Consider the following 21,221-nt stretch of genomic DNA (forward strand, 5'->3'; position numbering starts at 1 on the left):
ACCAACGGCAAAAATGGTAAGCGCCTGAATTTATTGCGTTTGCATTACAAGGTTATGACCGAATCTGTGGATTCGGATGAAAAGATGGCACTTTGACTTGATTGCCGTGCGGCCTGCACTCGGTTGCGACCGCCGTGCTTGGCGCGGTACAGCGCCTCGTCCGCCTGGCTGGCCATCATCAGGCTGTCGGAGTCTTCTTGCATCTCCACCACGCCGGCGCTGAAGGTGCACCACAGGTCTTGAGGCTGGGCCGGGTAATGGATCTCGGCAAAGCGCTGGCGGATTTCGTCCAGAACCTTGCAGGCGGCGTCCTGATCGGTGTCGGGCATGACGATGGCAAACTCTTCGCCGCCGTAGCGGCCGATGAAGTCGGTCTTGCGCAGACGCTGCTTGAGAAACAGCGCCAGGCTCTTGATCACCCGGTCGCCCATGGGGTGGCCGTGGCTGTCGTTGACCCGCTTGAAGTGGTCGATGTCGAGCATGGCGAAGCTCAGCGGCTTGCCCTCGCGGCGGGCGCGGAAGCTGCAGTCTTCCAGCAGTTGCAGAATGTGGGTGTGGTTGTACAGGCCGGTGAGGCTGTCGCGGACCATCCGTGCCTTGAGGTTGCGCGCCCGGGCGGCGCGGTTGCGCACGGTGGTGATCAGGTGCCGCGGCTTGATGGGCTTGGTGAGGAAGTCATCGCCGCCTTCGCTCATGGCGTCCAGTTGCTTGTCCAGGTCGTCCTCGGCGGACAGGTAGATGATCGGCACGCTGACATAACGGTCGTTGTGGCGGATCACCTTGGCCAGCTCGGTGCCGGTGCAGGCCGGCATGTACATGTCGAGGATGATCAGGTCCGGCTGGAAGTCCGCCAGCTCGGCCATGGCCTGGATCGGTTCGATCAGGGTGCGGGTGACGATCCCGGCGCTGTTGAGCAGGCGCTCGGTATGCAGTGCCTGGGCCCGGGAGTCGTCGATGATCAGCACTTTATAAGGCTCGTACTGGGCGACGCAGGTCAGCACTTCGATCTTTTCCAGCAGGCTGGAAGCTTCCAGGGTGCCAGTCAGGAACTCCTGGCCGCCGGCGCGTACTGCCGCCAGGCGAGTCGGGGTGTCGGTTTCATGCAGGCTGAAGAACAGCAGCGGCAGTTTCTGCTCCAGGCCGACCTGGGCTTCGGCTGCCAGGGTCAGGCCCATGCCGGGGCCGCAGAAGTCCACATCAATGACGATGGCCGCGGGCAAACGCTCGACCATGGACGAACGAAAGGCGGCGATGCTGTCCAGGGACTGGGCTGTGAGGCCAAAGAACTCCAGTTGCTTGGCCAGGCGCTCGGCCCGGTCGTGATCCTGCAACATTACGTAGATGGGTTTGCGCAACGGCGGCAGGAAGGTCTGTTCCAACTGGTCGCCGTGGCGCAGGCCGGTGCGCGACAAACGCTGCATCAAGCGATTGAGGTCGGTGATCAGGTTGCTGCTCAGGCGACCGCGATTGGCATCGACAGCCTCCAGCGATTGGCTGATGCTGCGGGCCAGTTGGGTATGTTCGGGTTGCTCGAAGCGTTCAGCGAAACGCAGCAGGCGCAGGTTGGCTTCACACAGTTCCGACATGTCGGTGGTGGACCATTCGCTGCGTTGCAGACGCTGCCATATCTCAAGAATCTGACGTGCCTGATGAATTACCCGCTGGGCAAAGTGGTGCTTGAGGCGCTCACGGCTGGGGTCTTCTGGCTCGGTCATATCCTGACTACTAGGTAGGGTGCATGCTGAGGTCGACTGGTGGCTCTATGCTAGCACCACTTTTGTGTCCCATGAGTGTCGTACGTCAATAATGTGCAAGGCGGGGTTATTCAGTTCCTGACCCACTGGTCGCATAGGCTCTGGAGTGTGCTTCATTTATAGTGACCGCCTGATTCGCAATCATTGCGCGGCGCGCATTTGCCGGAAGATATATCCCGTCAAGGCAAGGCACGATGGAGTAGGGTTGTGGTCGAACCGATGAACCCAAGTGATTGAAAGGACATAGCCATGCTGGATTGGAAGAATCGCGCAGGTAGCGCGCCGGATCGTGCTGCCGAACCCAAGTCGGCGACACGCAGCTATTTCGGTGGCCTGCTGTTCAGTCGTGCCCTGGCCACCTTGCTGGGCCTGTACCTGTTGGTCACGGGCGGCCTGGGCTGGTACTGGAGTCAGGAACCTGCGCTGTTCCCGGTCCAGCAGAACGCCCAGATCGCTGCCGAGAAGGAAGGCCGGCAGATGGTGGTGGGCTACACCACCGTGGAAACCCTGAAGACCGTGGTCGGTACCTTGCTGGACAAGCCGGGTGGCTATATCTCCAACGACCGTTTTCCACCGGGCCTGTGGATGGACAACATGCCAAGCTGGGAATATGGCGTGCTGGTCCAGGTCCGCGACCTGACCCGCGCCTTGCGCAAGGACTTCGCCCGCTCCCAGTCGCAGTCCGCTGAAGACTCCGACCTGGCCAAGGCGGAACCGCGCTTCAACTTCGACAACAAGAGCTGGGTGCTGCCGTCCAGCGAGTCCGAGTACCAGGACGGCATCAATTCCCTTAGCCGCTACCAGGCTCGCCTCTCCGATCCAAACCAGAAGACCGCGCAGTTCTATGCCCGTGCCGACAACCTCAACAACTGGCTGGGTGATGTAGGGACGCGCCTGGGCTCGCTGTCGCAACGGCTGTCGGCCAGTGTGGGCCGGGTCAAGCTCAACACCGCACTGAAAACCGAAGTGCCGGCCCCGGGCCAGGGCCCGCAGGTGGATGAAGAAGTGGTGGAAACCCCATGGATGCAGATCGACAACGTCTTCTACGAGGCCCGTGGCCAGGCCTGGGCGCTGTCGCACCTGCTGCGTGCGATTGAAGTGGACTTCGCCGACGTGCTGGCGAAAAAGAACGCTACGGTCAGCGTGCGTCAGATCATCCGCGAACTGGAGGCCTCCCAGGAGCCGGTCTGGAGCCCGATGATTCTCAATGGCAGCGGCTTCGGCGTCCTGGCCAACCACTCGCTGGTCATGGCCAACTATATTTCCCGAGCCAACGCAGCGGTCATCGACTTGCGCCAACTGCTCAATCAAGGCTGATCCATGGTTGCGACCACCAATGAGGCGGCCCATCGCGCCGCCTCCGACGCTGAAGAAATAGCCTGGGTCGATGGCGAAGACCAACTGCTGGGGGCCATGGTCCGCTCGGAGCTGCGCGAGCGCGGCCTGATCGGGCGTGGCACCTACATCATGCTGTTCAATTCTGCCGGTGAGCTGTGCGTGCACCGGCGCACCCTGAGCAAGGCCATCTACCCGGGCTATTGGGATGTTGCCGCCGGTGGCATGGTCCTGGCGACTGAAAGCTATGCCGAATCCGCGGCCCGGGAACTGGAAGAGGAGCTGGGGGTGAGCGGCGTCGAACTGACTGCCCATGATCACTTCTTTTTCGAGGACACCGGCAACCGTCTCTGGTGTTCGGCGTTCTCTGCCGTGTGGGACGGTCCGCTGCGTTTGCAGCCGGAAGAAGTCCTGGAAGCGCACTTCATTCCCCTGGATCAGGTGCTGCGGGAAATCCACGAAAAGCCCTATTGCCCGGACTCCCTGGCCGCCTTGCAACGTTATCTGGCCCGACGTCGTTAAAGTTGCATAAATTGACGCTGATTGGCTCTTAGCAACCGGGCTTTTTGCCGTTACACTGCGCGACTTTTCAAGCTGAACCGATGCTGCTTCTTAAACAAGGGCGCCCGGCTCAGTAGCGCTGCCCCTGCCTGAGTGGGGCTTCGCGGTCGATGGCACCGCCATGTGCTTCGACCAGTCTTTGTCCTCCCAAGAGGATTGCCGGTGGCCAAAAAAGCCGCATCCTTCGCCGCCCTTGGTGGCCTGGTGTTTTCCACCGACGCAGGTCGACATTGCCCGGACTGTAGCCAGCCGGTGGCCGCCTGTATCTGCAAACAAACCGTGATTCCGGCCGGCGACGGCATTGCCCGCGTGCGTCGCGAGAGCAAGGGCCGTGGCGGCAAGACGGTGACCACCATCACCGGCGTGCCTCTGGCCGAAGACGCCCTCAAGGAGCTTGCTACCACGTTGAAGAAACGCTGTGGCACCGGTGGCGCCTTGAAGGACGGCGTCATTGAAATCCAGGGTGACCATGTCGAGCTACTCTTGGCGGAACTGGTCAAGCACGGTTTCAAGGCGAAGAAGTCCGGCGGCTAGCAGCCTCTGTGAAAACCACCTCTGACTGGACGCTGTCTTGATTGGCTCAGGACGCAGGTGTCGTCTCCATGGTTTTCACAGAGCCTGTTCATGAACGGTTTCTAAACTCAGCACGGCAGGCGCGGTCTATTGCGCTTGCAGGCTAATCGTCATTTTCATTCTTTAGACTGCGCCGACCCCGGATTGGGGCGGCGCTCTATGACTTCTTTATAGGGGACTTCGATGTCCGTACGACGCACACGTAAAGACGATGGCAGCCAATGGACCGTTGCGGACAGCCGCAGTGTCTACGGGATTCGCCATTGGGGGGCCGGGTATTTCGCGATCAATGACGCCGGTCGCGTCGAAGTTCGCCCGAATGGCCCGAGCAGTTTGCCCATCGATCTGTTCGAACAGGTCGAGGAGCTGCGCAAGAGCGGCTTGTCCCTGCCTTTGCTGGTGCGCTTCCCGGACATCCTCCAGGACCGTGTACGCCAGCTGACCGGCGCTTTCGACGCCAACATCGCGCGCCTGGAATACCAGAGCAAGTACACCGCCCTGTACCCGATCAAGGTCAACCAGCAAGAAGCGGTGATCGAGAACATCATCGCCACCCAGAACGTCTCCATCGGCCTGGAAGCCGGCTCCAAGCCGGAACTGCTGGCGGTCCTGGCCCTGGCGCCCAAGGGCGGCACCATCGTCTGCAACGGGTACAAGGATCGTGAGTTCATTCGCCTGGCGCTGATGGGCCAGAAGCTTGGCCACAACGTGTTCATCGTCATCGAGAAAGAGTCCGAAGTGGGCCTGGTGATCGAGGAAGCGGCTTCCCTCAAGGTCAAGCCACAGGTGGGCCTGCGGGTGCGTCTGTCGTCCCTGGCGTCGAGCAAGTGGGCCGACACCGGCGGCGAGAAATCCAAGTTTGGCCTGTCGGCGGCGCAACTGCTGTCGGTGGTGGAGCGCTTCCGCGCCGCCGGCCTGGACCAGGGCATCCGCCTGCTGCACTTCCACATGGGCTCGCAGATCGCCAACCTGGCGGACTACCAGCACGGTTTCAAGGAAGCCATCCGCTACTACGGCGAACTGCGCAACCTCGGCTTGCCGGTGGATCACATCGACGTGGGCGGTGGCCTGGGCGTGGACTACGACGGCACCCACTCGCGCAACGCCAGCTCGATCAACTACGACATGGACGACTACGCCGGCGTGGTGGTGGGCATGCTCAAGGAGTTCTGCGATGCGCAGAACCTGCCGCACCCGCACATCTTCTCCGAGAGCGGCCGTTCCCTGACCGCCCACCACGCCATGCTGGTGGTGCAGGTGACCGACGTTGAGAAACACAACGACGACGTGCCGAAGATCGAAAACAAGGAAGAGCTGCCGGAAACCGTGCAATGGCTGGTGGACCTGCTGGGTCCGACCGACATCGAGATGGTCACCGAAACCTACTGGCGCGCCACGCACTACATGAGCGACGTGGCGGCCCAGTATGCCGACGGCAAGCTGACCCTGGCCGAAAAAGCCCTGGCCGAGCAGTGCTACTTCGCCGTGTGCCGTCGCCTGCACAACTCGCTGAAGGCACGTCAGCGTTCTCACCGCCAGGTGCTGGACGAACTCAACGACAAGCTGGCGGACAAGTACATCTGCAACTTCTCGGTGTTCCAGAGCCTGCCGGACACCTGGGCCATCGGCCAGGTGCTGCCGATCCTGCCGTTGCACCGTCTGGACGAAGAGCCGCTGCGTCGCGCGGTGCTGCAAGACCTGACCTGCGACTCCGACGGCAAGATCAAGCAGTACGTCGATGAGCAGAGCATCGAGACCAGCCTGCCGGTTCATGGTCTCAACGAGGGCGAGGACTACCTGCTGGGGATCTTCCTGGTGGGCGCCTACCAGGAAATCCTCGGCGACATGCACAACCTGTTCGGTGACACCGACTCGGTGAACATCTACCAGCGGCCCAATGGCAGCGTGTACCACGCCGGGATCGAGACCCACGACACCATCGAAGACATGCTGCGTTACGTGCACTTGTCGCCGGAGGAGTTGATGACTCATTACCGCGATAAAGTGGCCAGCGCCAAGATCAGCGCCGCCGAGCGCACCCAGTTCCTCGACGCCTTGCGCCTGGGCCTGACCCGCTCGTCCTACCTGTCGTCCTGAAGGCCCGGGCATCCCCAGTGATGCCTGTTCCGTCCCGGCACAAAGCCGCGCCCTGCGATGGAGGGCGCGGCTTTTTTTTGAACGGTTTACAGGTTCGCCACGGAAGAGGGGGCCCCGTTCCATTTCAGCTAGCCTGCAAAGAGGCGTCCATGGTGGGCGCAACGAGGCTTGCTGATGCTCAATACATCGAAAGGCGCCTGGCGTCTGCTGTTCGGCACCCTGGTGCTCAGCCTGCTGGCGGCCTGTTCACCGCTCAAGGCGCTTAATTCCCTGACCCCCGACAGCACCTTTATCAAGACCCGGGACATTGCCTATGGCAGCGATCCACGGCAGAAGCTGGATGTCTATCAGCCCCGGCAGGTGGTTCCCGGTGCACCGGTGGTGGTGTTCTTTTACGGTGGCAGTTGGAACAGCGGCTCGCGCAACGACTACGACTTTGTCGGCGAGGCCCTGGCCTCGCGGGGCATGGTGGCGGTCCTGGCGGACTACCGGCTGTATCCACAGGTGCGCTATCCGGCCTTTCTTGAAGACGCGGCCCGCGCCGTGGCCTGGACCCATGAACATATCGGCGAGTTTGGCGCCGACCCGCGGCGGTTGTATCTGATGGGGCACAGTTCTGGCGCCTACAACGCGGCCATGCTCGCCCTGGACTCGCGCTTGCTGGGGCAAGTCGGGCTGACGCCGCAGATCATCAAGGGCTGGATCGGCCTGGCCGGGCCCTATGACTTTCTGCCGATCCGCAACCCTGAGGTGCGCCCGGTGTTTTTCTACCCTGATTCGCCGCCGGACTCCCAGCCGATCAACCACGTCAGCCGCGGCGCGCCGCCGGCGCTGCTGATAGCGTCCGATGATGATTCGCTGGTCAACCCACAGCGTAATACCGGTGGCCTGGCCAGCAAGCTGCGAGCGGCAGGAGTACCGGTGCAGGAGTTCTATTTCTCCCGCACTGGCCACGCCACGCTGGTGGCCGCCTTGTCTCGCCCCTTGCGTGGGCTGGCGCCGGTACTGGATCGGGTCAGTGGCTTTGTCGAGTCGACGCCGACTCAGTGAGCCCCGGCAAACCAGCCATCGCGTCGTTCCAGGTGCCAGGCGAAGGCTGCCAGGGTCAGGCTGCGCAGGAGCATGAACAGCAGAAAGGTCAGCCACAGGCCGTGGTTGCCGAAGCCTTGCAGGCCCCAGGCGAAGGGCAGTAGCAGGAGCACGGTGAGGAGCATGCCGTTGCGCATTTCCCGGGCTCGGGTGGCACCGATGAACAGGCCGTCCAGCAGGTAGCTCCAGACGGCGATCAGGGGCAGTACGGCAAGGTAGGGCAAATAGGTGAAGGCGGTCTGGCGGACCTCGGGAATGTTGGTCTGCATCTCGATGAACAGGTGGCCGCCTAGCAAGAACATCAGTGCGAATCCCAGGCTGGCCAGCAATGACCAGCCACCGGCCACCACCAGCGAACGGCGCAGGGCCTGGCGATCGTGGGCGCCGATGGCGTGGCCGCACAGGGCTTCCACCGCGTGGGCCAGTCCGTCCAGGGCATGGGCGGTGAGCAACAGGCCGTTGAGCAGCAGAGCGTTGGCTGCCACCGTGGCATCCCCGAGGCGGGCGCCTTGTACGGTGATCAGGAAAAACACCGATTGCAGGGCCAGGCTGCGGATGAAGATGTCGCGGTTCACTGCTAGCAGCGGGCGCCAGCTTTGCCAGCGGCGCAGCGCGGCCCAGACGATCCGTCCCGGATAGGCGCGCAGGGCCGGCCGGGTCATGGCCAGGCCGATCAATGCCCCGGTCCATTCGGCGATCACCGAGGCCCGGGCCGAGCCCACCACGCCCCAGTCCAGGCCCAGGACGAACCACAGGTTGAGTGCGATGTTCACCAGGTTGGTACTGAGCAGGATGGCCAGCGGTGCCCGGGCATTCTGGGTGCCGAGGAACCAGCCCACCAGGGCGAAGCTGGCCAGGGCCGCTGGCAGGCCCAGCAATCGGGTGTGGAAAAATGCCCGGGTCATCTGGTCCAGGCCCGCCGAGGGTTGCATCAGGTGCAAGGCCGCGCCGCTCAGCGGCACGCCGATGGCCCCCAGCAGCAGTGCCAGGCCCAGGGCCAGCAACAGGCCCTGGAGGAGGATCTGGCGCAGGGCAGCCCCGTCGCCGCGGCCGGCGGCCTGGGCGGCAAACCCGGTGGCCCCCATGCGCAGAAAACCCATGGCCCAGGCCAGGAAGGTATAGAGGCTGGCGCCTACTGCCACGGCCCCCAACTGATGAGCGTGGGGCAGGTGACCGATCACGGTGCTGTCCACCAGGGCCACCAGGGGCACGGAAATATTCGACAGGATCATCGGCGCGGCCAGGGCCCAGACGCGGCGATGGGTGGGGCGATGATGCCAATCGGTGATCAGGGGGGACATGCGGGCTCCTTGCGAGAGCCGGCATTGTAGCCTCGGCGACGAGAGGCGCCGAGGTTTCAGAAGGGAATCAGTGGATGATCCAGCTCAGCAGCCAGAGACCGAGCACCAGCCAGATGATGCCGAGGATGATCGAGGCGCGCATGAAGGCGCGGATCGCCGAGTAGAGGAACATCAGGCCGATGATCAGGCCAATGATGCTGACAATGGAGGTGTCCATTCCCAGGGCCCGGGACAGTCCGTCGACGAAGTTGCCACCGGCGTGGGTCAGGGTATTGAACAACCCGCTGAGCAGGTCGACGATAAACCGGATGACCGAACCTATGGCCTGGCCAAGCCACTCGAAGAAACTTTCTACCTGCATGTGTGCGTCCTGATGAAAGAGGGGGCGGGTGCCCGAGCTCAACCTTGGGCCATGAATGCCCGCAGCGAGTTCCCTGTTAAGCATAGAAGCTGCCGGGGCCGCTCATTCTGTAGGAGCCGACCGGCCGGCGAAAGCACTCTTGCGTCCCACGGCTATCCCCCGGAAGCTATACGCCTTCAGGAGACCCCGATGAATCTAGAGCAACTGACCCAACGCCTGCACGCCATTCGTGACCACAACGATTGGCGGCAATTTCACAGCCCGAAGAACCTGGCCATGGCCGCCAGTGTCGAGATGGCGGAGCTGGTGGAAATCTTCCAGTGGCTGACCGAGGAGCAGTCGCGACAACTGCCCGCGGACAAGCTGGCTCACGCCGGACAGGAGGTAGGCGATATCGTCCTCTACCTGCTGTTGCTATGCAGTGAACTGGGACTGGACATGGACCAGGTGGTGCGCAGCAAGCTGGCGGACAGCGAACGGCGGTTCTGCTCATGAGCGATCGGCATTTCGACCAACTGGCCACTCGTTTCGCCGAGAAGATCTATGGCGGCGCCAAAGGCGCGATCCGCCTTGCGGTGCTCCAGGCCGACCTCAAGGAAAGCCTGCCCGAGCGGCCGCTGCGAGTGCTGGATATCGGTGCCGGCCTTGGGCACATGTCACTGTGGCTGGCCCAGCACGGGCACCAGGTGACGCTGGCCGAGCCCGCCGCGCCGATGCTCGAAGGCGCCCGCCAGCGTTTTGCCGAGGCCGGGCAGCAGGCGACCTTCATCCAGGCGCCCTGGCAGGAGTTGTTGGGGCAGCTCACCGAGCCCTACGACCTGGTGCTCTGCCATGCGGTGTTGGAATGGCTGGCTGAACCCCACGCGATCCTGCCGGTGCTGCACCAACTGACCAGCGCCGACGGCTGGCTGTCCCTGGCCTTCTATAACCGCGATGCCCTGGTTTATCGCAATCTGCTCAAGGGCCACTTCCGCAAGCTGCGCAAGAACGACATGGCCGGCGAGAAGCAGAGCCTGACCCCACAACAACCGCTTGATCCGCGCGAGCTGGCGGCGCAACTTGAGGGCTTGTGGCGAGTCGAAACCCAGAGCGGAGTGCGGGTTTTCCACGATTACATGCCGGTGGAATTCCAGGCTCGCGCCGAGCTGACGGATCTGCTGGAGATGGAATTGGCTCACCGCCGACACCCAGGTTTTGCCGGGCTTGGGCGTTATCTGCATTGGCTGTGCCGGCCGGTCTAACGGAGTGCGCAATGAAACGCCGCCTGGGTCTGATCTTCCTGTGTTCCGGGCTTGCCGCCTGTCAGGGCAGCAATCCCTACGTCGCCAGTAGCAAGCCTCTGCCACCGGCGCCGCCGCAAGCGGCCAACACCTTCGACCGCAGCGCCTATCCGGCTCCGCAACGGGACTATGGGCGCTACCGCAACTGGGCCTGGCTCAATGGGCGCCTGCCCAACGGCTCGGCCTGGGCCGACTCGGCGCAGATCGCCGAGGCGGTCAGCAATGCCCTGGATCAGCAGGGTTTGCGACCGGTGCAAGACCTGCGTCCGGCGGACCTGTGGGTCAGCGCCGACCTGCACCTGGAGAAGCGCCTGCGCCAGGTCCGGGACGATTATGGTTATGGTGGGTACGGGGGGTACAACCGCTACGGGCCGGGTTACGGCATGTACGGCAGCGTGCCGGTGGTGCGCACCTACGAGGTGGAGGTCGTGGTGGTCCGGGTCAATCTGTTTGACGGCGCCAGCGGCCAGCCGGTGTGGAGCGCCAGTGCCGAGACCAGCAGCAGGGGCAGCCTGAGTGAACGTGCCGATTCGCTGCGTGAGGCAGTGCAAAAGGCCATGGCCGCCTATCCTCCCAGTTAGTTGAACGATGCCCGTTTTTGCTCTTCACGCGGAGAAACAGCATGTTCCATCGAATCGCGTTACTGGTGTGTGCCGCCTTGCTCAGTGCTTGCGCTGCTGACCAGATCAATCATGACTTTGACGCCAGCCGGGACTTTGGCGCCTACCGCAGCTGGAGCTGGAAAGAACCCGCCCTGCAATATCGCCCCGACGATCCGCGCATCAAGAGTGACCTGACCGAGCAGCGCATCCGTCAGGCGGTGGCCGAGCAATTGGACCAGCGGGGTCTGCGCCCGGCCCAGGGCGGGAGCCGGGCGGACCTGAATGTCCAGGCGTATCTGATCGTCGAGGACCGTCAGCAACAGGTCACCACCCACTATGGTGGAGGCTGGGGTGGCCCATGGAATGGCTACTGGGGCGGCCCGATGTACAACGAGACCCGTAACATCACCTACAAGGTGGCGACCCTTCAGATCGACTTGCTGGACGGTAAGGACGGCAGGCTGGTGTGGCGTGGCAGTGATGAACAAATGCTCAGCAGCTCGCCCAATCCCGCCGACCGCACGACTGCGGTGCGTACTACGGTGATGCGAATCCTGCAGAACTACCCGCCGCACTGAGGCCTTTACCAGGCAGGAGCACCGGCTTTGGCAAGCGCCGCAGACAGCCTGTGGCGCGCCTTTGCGCCGACAGTCAGGCGAGCTGGCAGCCTGCCAGCGCAGGCCCGGGCCTTTGACTACACTGCTGTGCATCGATGGAGAGTGCGCTCGGCTGCGAGCCGGTAAAGGAGTGCCCCGATGTCTCCTCTGAAGCGGTTTACCGGCCCGGCCCGTCAACGTGGCGCCATTGGCCTGATGGCGGCAACGACCCTGGGCCTGGCGCTGTTGCTGATGCTGCTGGTGGTGGACAGCGGCCGGCTCTACATGGAGCAGCGCAAGTTGCAGCGGGTAGCGGACAACGCGGCGCTGGAAGCCGTCAGCCGTGGCGGCAATTGCCTGGCCGGCCTGACGGCGGCCACCTATGTCGGGCAGAGTGCAGTGCGCAATGGCTTCGTCGTCGCCGCCGGCAATACCCTGACCACCAACTGCGGCTTCCTGAGCACCGGAGCCGACGGTTTGCGTACCTTCAATGCCAACCCGGCGCAGTCGGCGGCTGTGCAGGTAATCGCCACTAACACCGTCCCCATCAGTGTGGCCTCGGGTGTTGCTGCGCTGTTCTCGCCAGGTCCGATCAACCTCACCACGCAGCTCACGGCCACAGCCGTTGCGGCTGCACCCACGCCACCGCTGGCGCAACTGAGCATTCGCAGCACCATCGCCACCGTCAACAGCGCCAACTCAGCGTTGCTCAATGCCCTGGTGGGCAACATGCTCGGCGGCAGTCTAAACATCAGTGCCGTGGGCTGGAATGGCCTGCTCAACAGCGATATCAATTTGCTGAGCTACCTCGACCAATTGGCCATCGACCTGGGCGTCGCCGCCGGCAACTACACCCAGTTGCTCAACACCCAGGCGAGCCTGACTCAACTGATCCAGACTGCTGCCACCGTGGTCCAGGCCAATGGCGCGACCGCCGACATACTGGCGGCCCTGGGGAGCCTGCAGGCGGCGGTGAGTGCTCAGATACCGGAGCTGGAACTGGCGGACATCCTGAAACTGCAGACCGGTGCCGTGTCCACCGCGCTGGATGCCAACGTGCAGCTGTTCCAACTGCTGCAAGCGATGGTTCAACTGGCCAACAGCAAGAGCGCGGTGGCGGCGGTAATACCGGCCAACCTGCTGGGCCTGGCCAGTGTGACGGTCAGGGTCAAGGTCATCGAGCCACCGCAGTTCTCGGCGGTCGGTGACCCTCGGCTGGCCATCCTCGATCCGTTGGGAGCCAATCGCATCTATGTGAGCACAGCCCAGGTACGGACGCTGGTTTCGGTCAACCTCACGGGCCTGTCCGGGGTGACCGGCCTGGCCAATGCCGTGCTGGGGCTGGTGGGTTCGCTGACACCGACCCTCAACAGTGTCCTGAGCCTGAACCTGGCGGCCACCATCAACTCCGTGGGCTGCCTGCTGGGCGCCGGCTGCCAGCAAGTCGACCCGCAAGTGCTGCCTTCTCCGCGAATCGACATCAACCTGGAGTTGGGGGGCGCCAAGGCCTACGTCACCAACTACAGCTGTCCGACGGGCAACACCGGAAGCAAAAGCCTCACGGCGCACAGCGAATCGTCCCTGGCCGACATCAAGGTCGGGCAGATTGATCCCAACACGACGTTCTCTTCCTCGACGCAACCTGTGGTGACGCCGCTGCCGATCATCGACCTGGGCATCTGGACCTGTCGCAAGATTCTCGGGATCGGCAGTTGCGGGCCAGCACGCACAGCCTTCGCCGCCGGGGGCATCGGCATCAAGGTCGACGCTTCGCTGGGGCGCAGCCAGACCGGGCCGAACCTGGGGCGGGACCTGACTTACTCAAGCGGTGCGCCGGATTTTTCCGTCCCCCCGAACGTCAACCAGGCGCCGAGCTACCAGAACGCTGCCCCGACCAACAACCTCGTCAACAGCCTGTCGGGCACTATCTCCGGGATCAGCCTGCAGGTTTACCAGCCGGTCAGCGCCAACCTCCTGGGTTCGGTGGTGGCGGGCGCGGGAGGGCTGATCAATGGTGTCACCAGCCTGATCATGCCGTTGATCAGCAATCTGCTGAGCCCCTTGCTCGATCCGCTGTTGAACAACCTGCTGGCGGCATTGGGGGTCAGCCTGATGGACGTCGAGGTCGGTGCCAACCTCACCTGCGGGCAGACGGGCAGGGCCTATCTGGTGATCTGATCCGCCTGGACAATTGGCAGTTCGATGCAAAAGCGCGCGCCGTCCTGACCGTTGCTGACACTCAGGCGACCGCCCATGTTCTGGACTATGCCGTAGCTCACCGACAGACCGAGCCCGGTGCCGACGCCCACCGGCTTGGTGGTGAAGAAGGGTTCGAAAATCCGTTCCAGCAGCCGCGGGTCGATGCCGCCGGCGTTGTCCTCGACCCACAGGCGCACCCACTGTTCGTCGCGCTGGCCATGTACGGCAATCCAGGGTTTGAAATCCTTCTGCTGCCCTTGCTTGCCCAGCAGGGCGTCCCGGGCATTCACCAAAAGGTTGATCAGCACCTGTTCCAACTGGTCGACAAAGCCCAGCACCTGAACCTCGAAACCCAGCTCGCTGATACGCAGTTCCAGCCCCTTGCCACGCATGCCCTCGGCCAGCAGCGACAGGGTCCCCTCGATGGCCTGGGCCGGATTGAAGGGCTGTTGCTCCACCTCCGAGCGCCGGCCGAATACCCGCATGTGATCCACCACTCGAGCGGCCCGCTGGACCTGAGCGTCGATGCGATGGAGTTTTTCGGTCAGGTAGTCGACCTGGATATCGCCACTGTTCAGGCGCTTGAGCACATTGACGATGGCCATGCGCATCACGTTGAGCGGCTGGTTGATTTCATGGGCCAGGCCGGTGGCCATTTCCCCCAGGGTGGCCATTTTCGCGCTTTGCGTCAGTTGCTGTTGGGAACGCCGCACTTCGGTGTTGTCGCGGCCCACGGCCTGGATTTCCAGCAACTGCCCCTGTTCATCGAATACCCCACGATCCGACCAGACCCACCAGGCGTGTTCACGCCCTGGCAGTTGCAGGTTGATCTCGGCGGTGCTGACCGGAAACTCCGGGCTCAGCAACGTGAGCCGCCGTTCAAAACCCTCGCGCTGTTCGGCGGACAGCCACTGTCCGAGATTGCTCCCCGGCAGGTCTTCGGCGGCGCACTCCAGGTAGGCCGCCAGCGGCCGGTTGCCGAAGGTCAGGGTCAGGTCCGGGCGGTAGCGGCAGATCATCGCCGGTGAGTCTTCCACCAGAATCCGGTAGCGCTCTTCGCTCTGGCGCACGTGCTCGGCGGCCAGGGTGGCTTCGGTGACGTCCAGCCACAGGCCAACAGCTTCCACCGGCAGGCCCAGGTCATCGCGCAGCAGCCGGGCTTCGTCCAGTACCCAGTGAAAGTTCCCCTGGCGATCCCGGAGTCGGTAGCGGGCATGGACGTTGCCCTCACGCAGCAGTTGGCGACAGCGCTGGAAGTACAGGTCGCGGTCCTCGGGATGGACCCAGTCCGCCACGGCGCCTTCGTTGCAGTCTTCCAGGCTCCAGCCCAGCAGCGGTTGCAGGCTGGCGCTGAAAAAACTCGGTTGCAGAGCGCCTTCCAGGTAGCGCTGGACATAGATCACCGCCGGCGAGCTGGCGATCAGGTTGTCCAGGCGGGCATGGGCGGCAGCGGCTTGTTGCTGTTGGTTCTTGATATCGCTGATATCCAGCATGAACCCCACCAGCCGTTGCTGTTCCCCTCGTCCCAGGGCCTGGCCCTGCAAACGGTACCAGCGCGTTGCTGCGCTCGGGTCAGCTTCGTGCAGGCGTACGCAGAGCAGCAGCGGCTTGCCCAGCTTCAGGGCCTGCAGGCGGCTGTTGAGTTCGGCGCGGTCGGCGGGATGAATCAGTTCCAGCCAATCCTGGACGCTGAGTCTGTTGCTGTCGGCGGGCAGTTGCAGGCTGGCGGCCAGAGGCTTGGCCAGCAACACTTCGGCCGTGTCGGCGCGCAGTTCCCACCAACCGGTGCCCAGCAGCCCTTGCAGGGCTTCCAGGCGCTCCAGGTGCAGGTGATGACGCTGTTCCCGCAGGCGGCTGAGCAGTGGTCCGGCGAGGGCCGCAGTGAGCATCAGCCAGTCGCGGTCCAGCAGGTTGGGCGCGTGTTGCTGTACGGCGTAACAGCCGCACAGCAGCCAGGCCGCGACGCCATGGTCGTCCCGGTAGGGCACCAGAAAACCTTCGCGATGACCGAAGATGCCCTGCAATCGCGGGTGTTCATTCAGGCCCTGGATTTGATTCAGATGCAGCGGTGTATTGCCGCTCAGGCTATCCAGGCCAGTCCCCAGGTCCTGGTCGTCATGCCACAACCGGGGCGAGTCATGGGCACTGTAGCAACTGTGGATGACCCAGCTTTGTTCCTGTTCGTCGAGCAAGGCCAGGCCCAGGCAGGGGATGTGCCAGTAGCGGGCCAGGTCGGCGAGTTGGTCGTGCAGCACGTCCGGCAGGCGGGTCAGGTTGCACAGGCGGATCTGTTCGCTGATCTGCGCGGCGAAGATCTGGCATTGCTCACGGCTCAGGGCCTGTTGGCGTTGCTGGATCAGGTCGCCGATGTCCAGCAGATGCAGCAACCATTGCGAGCCCCAGGGCTGGAGCCAGCCGCGCAGGTGCAAGGTCTTGCCACCCAGCCCGCGCAGGTCCAGGTCCAGCACTTGTCCGCTCCAGTCGGCGGGACGGCCTTCGAGGGCCAGGGTGCTGCCGGGCAGGATGTAGTCCAGCAGGTGTGATGGTTCGGCGCTGGGGGGCAACTGGGCCAGCCCATGACGCAATGGCCCGCTGCTGGTGAGGACCCGGCCCTGGGGGTCGAGTACCAGTTGCAGGCCAACAGCCTGGGGCGGGACCCGGGACTCGTCGGCGGGGAGTGGCTGACGCCCCAGCAAGCGTCCAAGCAGCTTGTCACCAGAGGTCAAAATTGCACACTCGAGATGGCGCTCAGGTTGGTGGGCAGGTTGGGCACCGGGCCGACCACCGGTAATACCAGGCGCGGCAGTACCTGGGTGAGTTTCTGGGTGGGGTAGTCGATCCGTACTGTGAGTACGCCGTTGGCGTACACCGCGCTGTGGTCGGTGGCGGCGAAGTTGAAGGCCGGCGGAATCCAGTTGGTCTGGTTCTGCACCACCATGTTGGCCAGGTCCTGCACTGTGGTGGCGTAGTCGTCAGTATTGGGGTCGACCGCCACGGCCCGGCGCACCGCTTCAGCGGTCGCCTGGTTGAAGGATTGCATCATCAGCAGCGGCAGGCTGTAGCTGACCAGGCCGTAAAACACCGCGAAGAAGATCACGAACACGGCGGCGAACTCGATCGCCACAGCACCTTTCTGCTTTCTAGGGAGGCCCGGTTTCATGAGTGCGTCTACCCTGACAACCACTATGTCCATTGAGCATAGGATCAATCCGGCAAAAGGAACCCTCTTAGGCGATGCATTTCTGGGTTTTGTGGATCTGGTTGGCAATCTGTGCGCTGCAGGATCTGCGTCAGCGGCAGATCGCCAACAGCTTGACTCTGGGCGTCGCGCTGCTGGCCGGCCTATACCTGTTGTGGACCGGCAGTACCTGGCTGGGGGCCAGTGCCGCACAGGGTGGTTGGGCATTGTTGCTGGCCCTGTTGTTCACTTTGCCCGGGTATGCCATGGGGCGGATGGGGGCGGGGGACGTCAAGTTGATGGCGGCCCTGGGGCTGCTCTGCGATCCGGAGCACTTACTGGGGGCCTTTATCGGCGCTGGGCTGTGCAGCCTGGTGTGGTTGCTGATCGCGCCCAGGCTCTGGTTTCAGCAGAAACAAGGGCTTGAGCCCCAAGAGGGAGGGACCGGCAGGCGCTTGTCAAAAAAATACCCATTTGCTCCCTTTGTACTGGCTGGAATGGTCTTAACTGTGAGCGTGATCCATTAGTCGCCGGACTGATTAATGCGATGTACATAGTCGGAAAGTGGGTCTAGGTTTTTATGTGTAGCTGCCTGGATCATGCGAGGCAGGACAGGAGTGGCCAGTCGACGAATGGCCCGCACGGAGTAGCACGTGAACAAGCTCACCTCACAGATGAAAGTGCTCGTGGTCGATGATCAGCCACTGATTGTCGAAGAACTTTGCGAGTTTCTTGAAAGCAGTGGTTACCGTTGTGTTCCTTGCGAGTCCAGCCTCCAGGCGATGGAGTGCTTCAACAAGGACCCGGAAATCTCCCTGGTGCTCTGCGATCTGCACATGCCCGATATGGACGGTATCCAGCTGGTGCAGGAACTGCAGCGCCTGGCCGGCAAGCATCGGGTGTTCGAAGCCATCATGCTCACCGGGCAGGCGGACAAACAGGACGTGATCAAGGCCCTGCGCGCCGGCATTGCCGATTACTACCAGAAACCCATCGACCTGGACGAACTCCTCGAAGGCCTGCAGCGTCAGGAAGTCGCCTTGCAGGAGCGGCAGAAGAACCTGCACCTGGGGCACCTGAACCAGAAGCTGCAGTTTCTTTCGGAGTCCATAGACGATCTCTACCAGGACCTGGACAAGGTCCGGCGTACCCCCGCCGCCAGTCGCAGCGAGGAGTCTCAGGGCGACAGCGCAGACGGGGATGCCATCGAGATTCCGGCCATCTTCAACCAGCTGTCGCCACGACAACTGGACGTGGCGCGACTGGTGGGCAAGGGGCAGACCAACTACCAGATCGCCTGTGAACTGGGGATCACCGAAAACACCGTAAAACTCTACGTTTCCCAGGTCCTGCGGCTGACCCACATGCACAACCGCACGCAACTGGCCCTGGCCTTGTCACCGAGCAATTCGGGGCTGCGCCAGCGGGTCACCGCCCACTGATAACGAGCAGTGCATGGCGGCGGTGATGAGCTTGCCGCCGCTTGATTGCCTCCTGGCTACTTGGTTTCCACCTTGCCACCGGCATCCGGGTCGTACAGGTCCGGAATTTCGTAGTGGTATTTTTTCAACCAGCGTTGCAACGCCAGCTCACGTTCCGTGGGGGTCGCCGACTGTGGCTGCGGCGAGGCGGCCAGGTTGCGGCTTTGCAACAGCAGCCAGCCTTCGGTCTCCTGCTGCTGGGGCGAGGCGGGGCCTGCATCGATGGCTTGGGCAGCCAGAGGCATGGTCAGCAGGGCGGTGCAGCAGAGCATGGGCAGTTTCATTTCAGCGCTCCTTGGACGGCGTGGCCTCTGGCTGCAGGGTCGTGGAACCCTTCGCCACCTGGGGCACGGAGGCCGTGGTTGTCGCGGGTTTCCCCAGCGCCTCGGCGCGGGCCTGGGCCTGGGAAAACTGCTGGGGATTCAGGTTGGCCTGGCTGACCACTTCGGCGGCCTGCTTCCAGTTGTCCTGATAAAGCAACAGGGTCACCAGGTTGATGGCCGCCAGCGGCTCGGACTGCTTGAGCTCGATGGCGGTGAGGAATTCGAAGCGTGCATCTTCGATGCGCAACTGGTTGAGGTAGACGACCCCCAGGTCGTTGCGGATTTTTTCATTGGTCGGTGCCAGTCGCGCCGCCCTTTGCAGGTGAGCCTGAGCCTGGCCGTTGTCCCCCCGGGCCGCCGCCAATTGGCCCAGGCCATGCTCGCCCTCGGCGGCCAGGCAGGAGCCCAGCAGGCTGCGGTACAGTGGCTCGGCCTCATTACGGCCCAGCAGGCGGTAGACCCGGGCCTTGCGCACCCGCACTTCGGCGAGGTTGTCCGGCAGGTTCTGCAGGTTGGCCAGGCTGGCGTGCAGCTTGCCGTCGTTGGCCATCTCATCGGCGAGGTTCACCGCCAGCTCCTGCTCGGAGCTGAGCTTGGCGCAACTGGCGGAGTGGGTCAGGGCTGCCCACGGCACCTGGCCGTTGCTGGCGCATCCGCCGAGCAGCAACAAACTGGTGGCGACAATCATGGCTTTCATCAGATTCCCTCTAGGCAGCAAAGGCCCGGGCGATGGCGGTGAAGCCCGGCCCGGCCAGCACGATCAACAAGGCGGGGAAGAGAAACAGCATCATCACCACCGACATTTTGGCCGACATTTTCGATATGTATTCCTGCAGGCGAGTCAGGCGCCGGTCGTCGAGCAACTGCTTGAGGGCCTGCAGGGATTTCATCGCCCCGCCGCCTTGCAGTACCAGTTGCTGGAGAATCACACAGGTGTCGGTGAATTCGTCCACCGCCAGCAGGGTCGCGGTCTGGCTGAGCTCCTGGCCCAGCTCCAGGCCCGAATCGACCCGTGCCAGGATCAGGCGCAACTCGTGGGTCAGTTCCGGCAGCAGCTTCCCGGCTTCGTTGCTCAGGACCCGCAGGGCCTGTTCCACGGCCATGCCCGACTCGAACAGAATGCGCAGCAAGGGAATGAAGGTCGAAATCTCCAGGGCGATCTGCTTCTGCCGGCGGTGAGCGGCGTAGGCCAGGGCGCGCTTGGGCAGCAGATAACCGGCCCCGGCCGCCAGCATCGGTACCAGCCATTTGCTTTGCGCGTTGGGGAATGCCACTTCCTGGACAAAGATCACCAGGCACACCGCCAGCACCGGGGTCGCGATCTGGCTGGCGGCGAACAGCGAGCGCTGGCTGGCGCGACGCCAGCCCAGACGGTTGAGCAGGGTCTGGGTCTCGCTGTCCATGCTGACGGCGCGCTGGCCGAAGCGGCTGTCGCCCAACTGTCGCAGCCAACTGCCCAGGCGGTTGTCACGGGTCAGGTTGCCTTGCAGGCGCTGGGCAACCTGGCGCTCGCGCCGGCGTTGCTCCAGCACGCCGTTGCCAAGCAGCAGCAAGGCACCTAAAAACAGCATCGCAGCGGCCAGCAGAAGCATTTCAGATACTCCTCAACATGCGCCACAGGGCCAGGCAGCCGAAGATCTGCAAGCACACGGCAGTGATCAGCATTTTCTGTCCGGAAGGGTCGTGCCACATGCCCAGCATGTAGCCCGGGTTGGTGAGCATGAAGTAGCCCACCAGCAGCAGCGGCAGGGTTCCCAGGACCCAGGCGGTCATGCGGGTTTCGCCGGTCATCGCGCTCAGTTGTCGGGCCCCTTGTTCCCGCTCGCGAATCAGCTTGATCAGGTTCTCCAGCAGCTCGCTGGCGTTGCCGCCATATCGGTGATTGACCTTAAGGCCCAGGGCGAACATGCGTAACTCGTCCTGCTCGTAGAACTCGGCGAAATCGTTGACCGCGTCCGGCAGATTGACTCCCAGTTGCACGTTGCGCTGGATACGCCCCATGGCTTGTTTCAGCGGATCGTTACTGGCCTCGATGGCTCCCAGCACGGCGTCTGCCAGGGTGCGTCCGGACTTCAGGCTGCGCACGCAGTGATCCAGCAAGGGCGGCAGTTGTTCGATCATGCGTTTGAGCCGGCGCTGGTACAGCCAGGCGATATACAGCCGCAACAGCAGCGGTGGGCCGAAGAGGCTGCCCAGCAGTCCGAGCCAGTCCCCCAGCAGGTAGCCCAACAACATCAGCACTGCCCACACCACCAGCCACAGGCCCAGGCGCTCACTGGGCTGGCCCAGGCCGGCGCGGGCAAAGGCGCGCTCCAGGCCGATCCATGGACTGCGTTGCGGGCTCAGCTCGGGTTGCCCTTCGGCCAGCCGGTTGAGCACTCGCTCACGCTCGGTCTTGCGCACACCGTGGTAGAACAGCCAGCCGGAAAGCCCCAGCAGAATCAGGCAGATCAAGGTAAGCAGCAGGCCGATCATGGGCTACCTCGCCGGT

21 protein-coding genes are annotated in these 21,221 nt (G+C 63.3%); 12 read left to right on the top strand and 9 right to left on the bottom strand.

The window, feature by feature from the left end; genetic code table 11:
• Positions 1–44: 44 nt before the first annotated feature.
• The gene (locus ACMGF8_RS08385) at positions 45–1,715 is read right to left on the bottom strand and encodes a response regulator (protein WP_102862995.1); all 1,671 of its coding nucleotides are present in this window, start codon (positions 1,713–1,715) and stop codon (positions 45–47) included.
• A gap of 288 nt (positions 1,716–2,003) precedes the next feature.
• On the opposite strand from ACMGF8_RS08385, the gene ACMGF8_RS08390 reads away from it, so the two are divergent.
• The 5 genes from ACMGF8_RS08390 to ACMGF8_RS08410 all read left to right on the top strand — a co-directional run bounded on the left by ACMGF8_RS08390 (position 2,004) and on the right by ACMGF8_RS08410 (position 7,370).
• On the top strand, positions 2,004–3,071 hold the full coding sequence (locus ACMGF8_RS08390; protein ID WP_102862996.1) for a DUF2333 family protein: 1,068 nt from the start codon (positions 2,004–2,006) through the stop codon (positions 3,069–3,071).
• A 3-nt stretch (positions 3,072–3,074) separates the two neighbouring features.
• Positions 3,075–3,611 (top strand): NUDIX hydrolase, encoded by a 537-nt coding sequence (locus ACMGF8_RS08395; RefSeq protein ID WP_092319250.1) that lies wholly within the window; start codon positions 3,075–3,077, stop codon positions 3,609–3,611.
• A 201-nt stretch (positions 3,612–3,812) separates the two neighbouring features.
• Positions 3,813–4,184 (top strand): translation initiation factor Sui1, encoded by a 372-nt coding sequence (locus ACMGF8_RS08400; protein WP_015634001.1) that lies wholly within the window; start codon positions 3,813–3,815, stop codon positions 4,182–4,184.
• Between the two features lie 222 nt (positions 4,185–4,406).
• Positions 4,407–6,320: an arginine decarboxylase gene (gene speA / locus ACMGF8_RS08405; protein WP_102862997.1), complete on the top strand. Its 1,914-nt coding sequence runs from the start codon at positions 4,407–4,409 to the stop codon at positions 6,318–6,320.
• Positions 6,321–6,494: 174 nt separating this feature from the next.
• On the top strand, positions 6,495–7,370 hold the full coding sequence (locus ACMGF8_RS08410; protein ID WP_102862998.1) for an alpha/beta hydrolase: 876 nt from the start codon (positions 6,495–6,497) through the stop codon (positions 7,368–7,370).
• Here ACMGF8_RS08410 and ACMGF8_RS08415 read toward each other — a convergent pair.
• Together ACMGF8_RS08415 and ACMGF8_RS08420 are read right to left on the bottom strand one after the other, a co-directional pair.
• Positions 7,364–8,710, bottom strand: coding sequence for an MATE family efflux transporter (locus ACMGF8_RS08415; RefSeq protein WP_110650868.1), 1,347 nt, complete (start codon positions 8,708–8,710; stop codon positions 7,364–7,366). The genes ACMGF8_RS08410 and ACMGF8_RS08415 overlap by 7 nt on opposite strands.
• A gap of 67 nt (positions 8,711–8,777) precedes the next feature.
• On the bottom strand, positions 8,778–9,071 hold the full coding sequence (locus ACMGF8_RS08420; RefSeq protein WP_102863000.1) for a hypothetical protein: 294 nt from the start codon (positions 9,069–9,071) through the stop codon (positions 8,778–8,780).
• 189 nt (positions 9,072–9,260) lie between these two features.
• On the opposite strand from ACMGF8_RS08420, the gene ACMGF8_RS08425 reads away from it, so the two are divergent.
• The 5 genes from ACMGF8_RS08425 to ACMGF8_RS08445 all read left to right on the top strand — a co-directional run bounded on the left by ACMGF8_RS08425 (position 9,261) and on the right by ACMGF8_RS08445 (position 13,727).
• Entirely contained in the window at positions 9,261–9,566 is a 306-nt protein-coding gene (locus ACMGF8_RS08425) for a MazG-like family protein (RefSeq protein WP_102863001.1), read from the top strand.
• Positions 9,563–10,312, top strand: coding sequence for a methyltransferase (locus ACMGF8_RS08430; RefSeq protein ID WP_102863002.1), 750 nt, complete (start codon positions 9,563–9,565; stop codon positions 10,310–10,312). The genes ACMGF8_RS08425 and ACMGF8_RS08430 overlap by 4 nt, the downstream gene beginning before the upstream one ends.
• Before the next feature lie 11 nt (positions 10,313–10,323).
• Positions 10,324–10,932 carry a DUF4136 domain-containing protein gene (locus tag ACMGF8_RS08435; RefSeq protein WP_102863003.1) on the top strand — a complete coding sequence of 203 codons (609 nt, stop codon included), beginning with the start codon at positions 10,324–10,326 and terminating at the stop codon, positions 10,930–10,932.
• A gap of 41 nt (positions 10,933–10,973) precedes the next feature.
• Positions 10,974–11,531, top strand: coding sequence for a DUF4136 domain-containing protein (locus ACMGF8_RS08440; RefSeq protein WP_102881942.1), 558 nt, complete (start codon positions 10,974–10,976; stop codon positions 11,529–11,531).
• Between the two features lie 177 nt (positions 11,532–11,708).
• Entirely contained in the window at positions 11,709–13,727 is a 2,019-nt protein-coding gene (locus ACMGF8_RS08445; protein ID WP_207167013.1) for a pilus assembly protein TadG-related protein, read from the top strand.
• Here ACMGF8_RS08445 and ACMGF8_RS08450 read toward each other — a convergent pair.
• Positions 13,712–16,474: an ATP-binding protein gene (locus ACMGF8_RS08450; RefSeq protein ID WP_207167014.1), complete on the bottom strand. Its 2,763-nt coding sequence runs from the start codon at positions 16,472–16,474 to the stop codon at positions 13,712–13,714. The two genes, ACMGF8_RS08445 and ACMGF8_RS08450, sit on opposite strands and share 16 nt — an antisense overlap.
• Positions 16,471–16,908, bottom strand: a complete 438-nt coding sequence (locus ACMGF8_RS08455) for a TadE/TadG family type IV pilus assembly protein (RefSeq protein WP_416759256.1) — start codon at positions 16,906–16,908, stop codon at positions 16,471–16,473. The genes ACMGF8_RS08450 and ACMGF8_RS08455 overlap by 4 nt, the downstream gene beginning before the upstream one ends.
• Before the next feature lie 74 nt (positions 16,909–16,982).
• Here ACMGF8_RS08455 and ACMGF8_RS08460 point away from each other — a divergent pair, with 74 nt between their 5' ends.
• Together ACMGF8_RS08460 and ACMGF8_RS08465 are read left to right on the top strand one after the other, a co-directional pair.
• Complete coding sequence (locus ACMGF8_RS08460) at positions 16,983–17,453, top strand: A24 family peptidase (RefSeq protein ID WP_102863008.1); 471 nt, start codon at positions 16,983–16,985, stop codon at positions 17,451–17,453.
• A gap of 126 nt (positions 17,454–17,579) precedes the next feature.
• Positions 17,580–18,368 carry a response regulator transcription factor gene (locus ACMGF8_RS08465; RefSeq protein ID WP_102863009.1) on the top strand — a complete coding sequence of 263 codons (789 nt, stop codon included), beginning with the start codon at positions 17,580–17,582 and terminating at the stop codon, positions 18,366–18,368.
• Between the two features lie 56 nt (positions 18,369–18,424).
• On the opposite strand, the gene ACMGF8_RS08470 is transcribed toward ACMGF8_RS08465, so the two are convergent.
• The 4 genes from ACMGF8_RS08470 to ACMGF8_RS08485 are packed head-to-tail and all read right to left on the bottom strand — an operon-like array spanning position 18,425 to position 21,205.
• Complete coding sequence (locus ACMGF8_RS08470; protein ID WP_102881936.1) at positions 18,425–18,691, bottom strand: DUF3613 domain-containing protein; 267 nt, start codon at positions 18,689–18,691, stop codon at positions 18,425–18,427.
• 1 nt (position 18,692) lies between these two features.
• Positions 18,693–19,427 carry a tetratricopeptide repeat protein gene (locus tag ACMGF8_RS08475; protein WP_102863011.1) on the bottom strand — a complete coding sequence of 245 codons (735 nt, stop codon included), beginning with the start codon at positions 19,425–19,427 and terminating at the stop codon, positions 18,693–18,695.
• A gap of 10 nt (positions 19,428–19,437) precedes the next feature.
• On the bottom strand, positions 19,438–20,322 hold the full coding sequence (locus ACMGF8_RS08480; protein ID WP_102863012.1) for a type II secretion system F family protein: 885 nt from the start codon (positions 20,320–20,322) through the stop codon (positions 19,438–19,440).
• A gap of 1 nt (position 20,323) precedes the next feature.
• On the bottom strand, positions 20,324–21,205 hold the full coding sequence (locus ACMGF8_RS08485) for a type II secretion system F family protein (RefSeq protein WP_416759259.1): 882 nt from the start codon (positions 21,203–21,205) through the stop codon (positions 20,324–20,326).
• Between the last annotated feature and the right edge of the window lie 16 nt (positions 21,206–21,221).

The sequence above is a fragment of the Pseudomonas sp. BNK-7 genome (genome assembly GCF_048072025.1).
Lineage (GTDB): Bacteria > Pseudomonadota > Gammaproteobacteria > Pseudomonadales > Pseudomonadaceae > Aquipseudomonas > Aquipseudomonas danubii.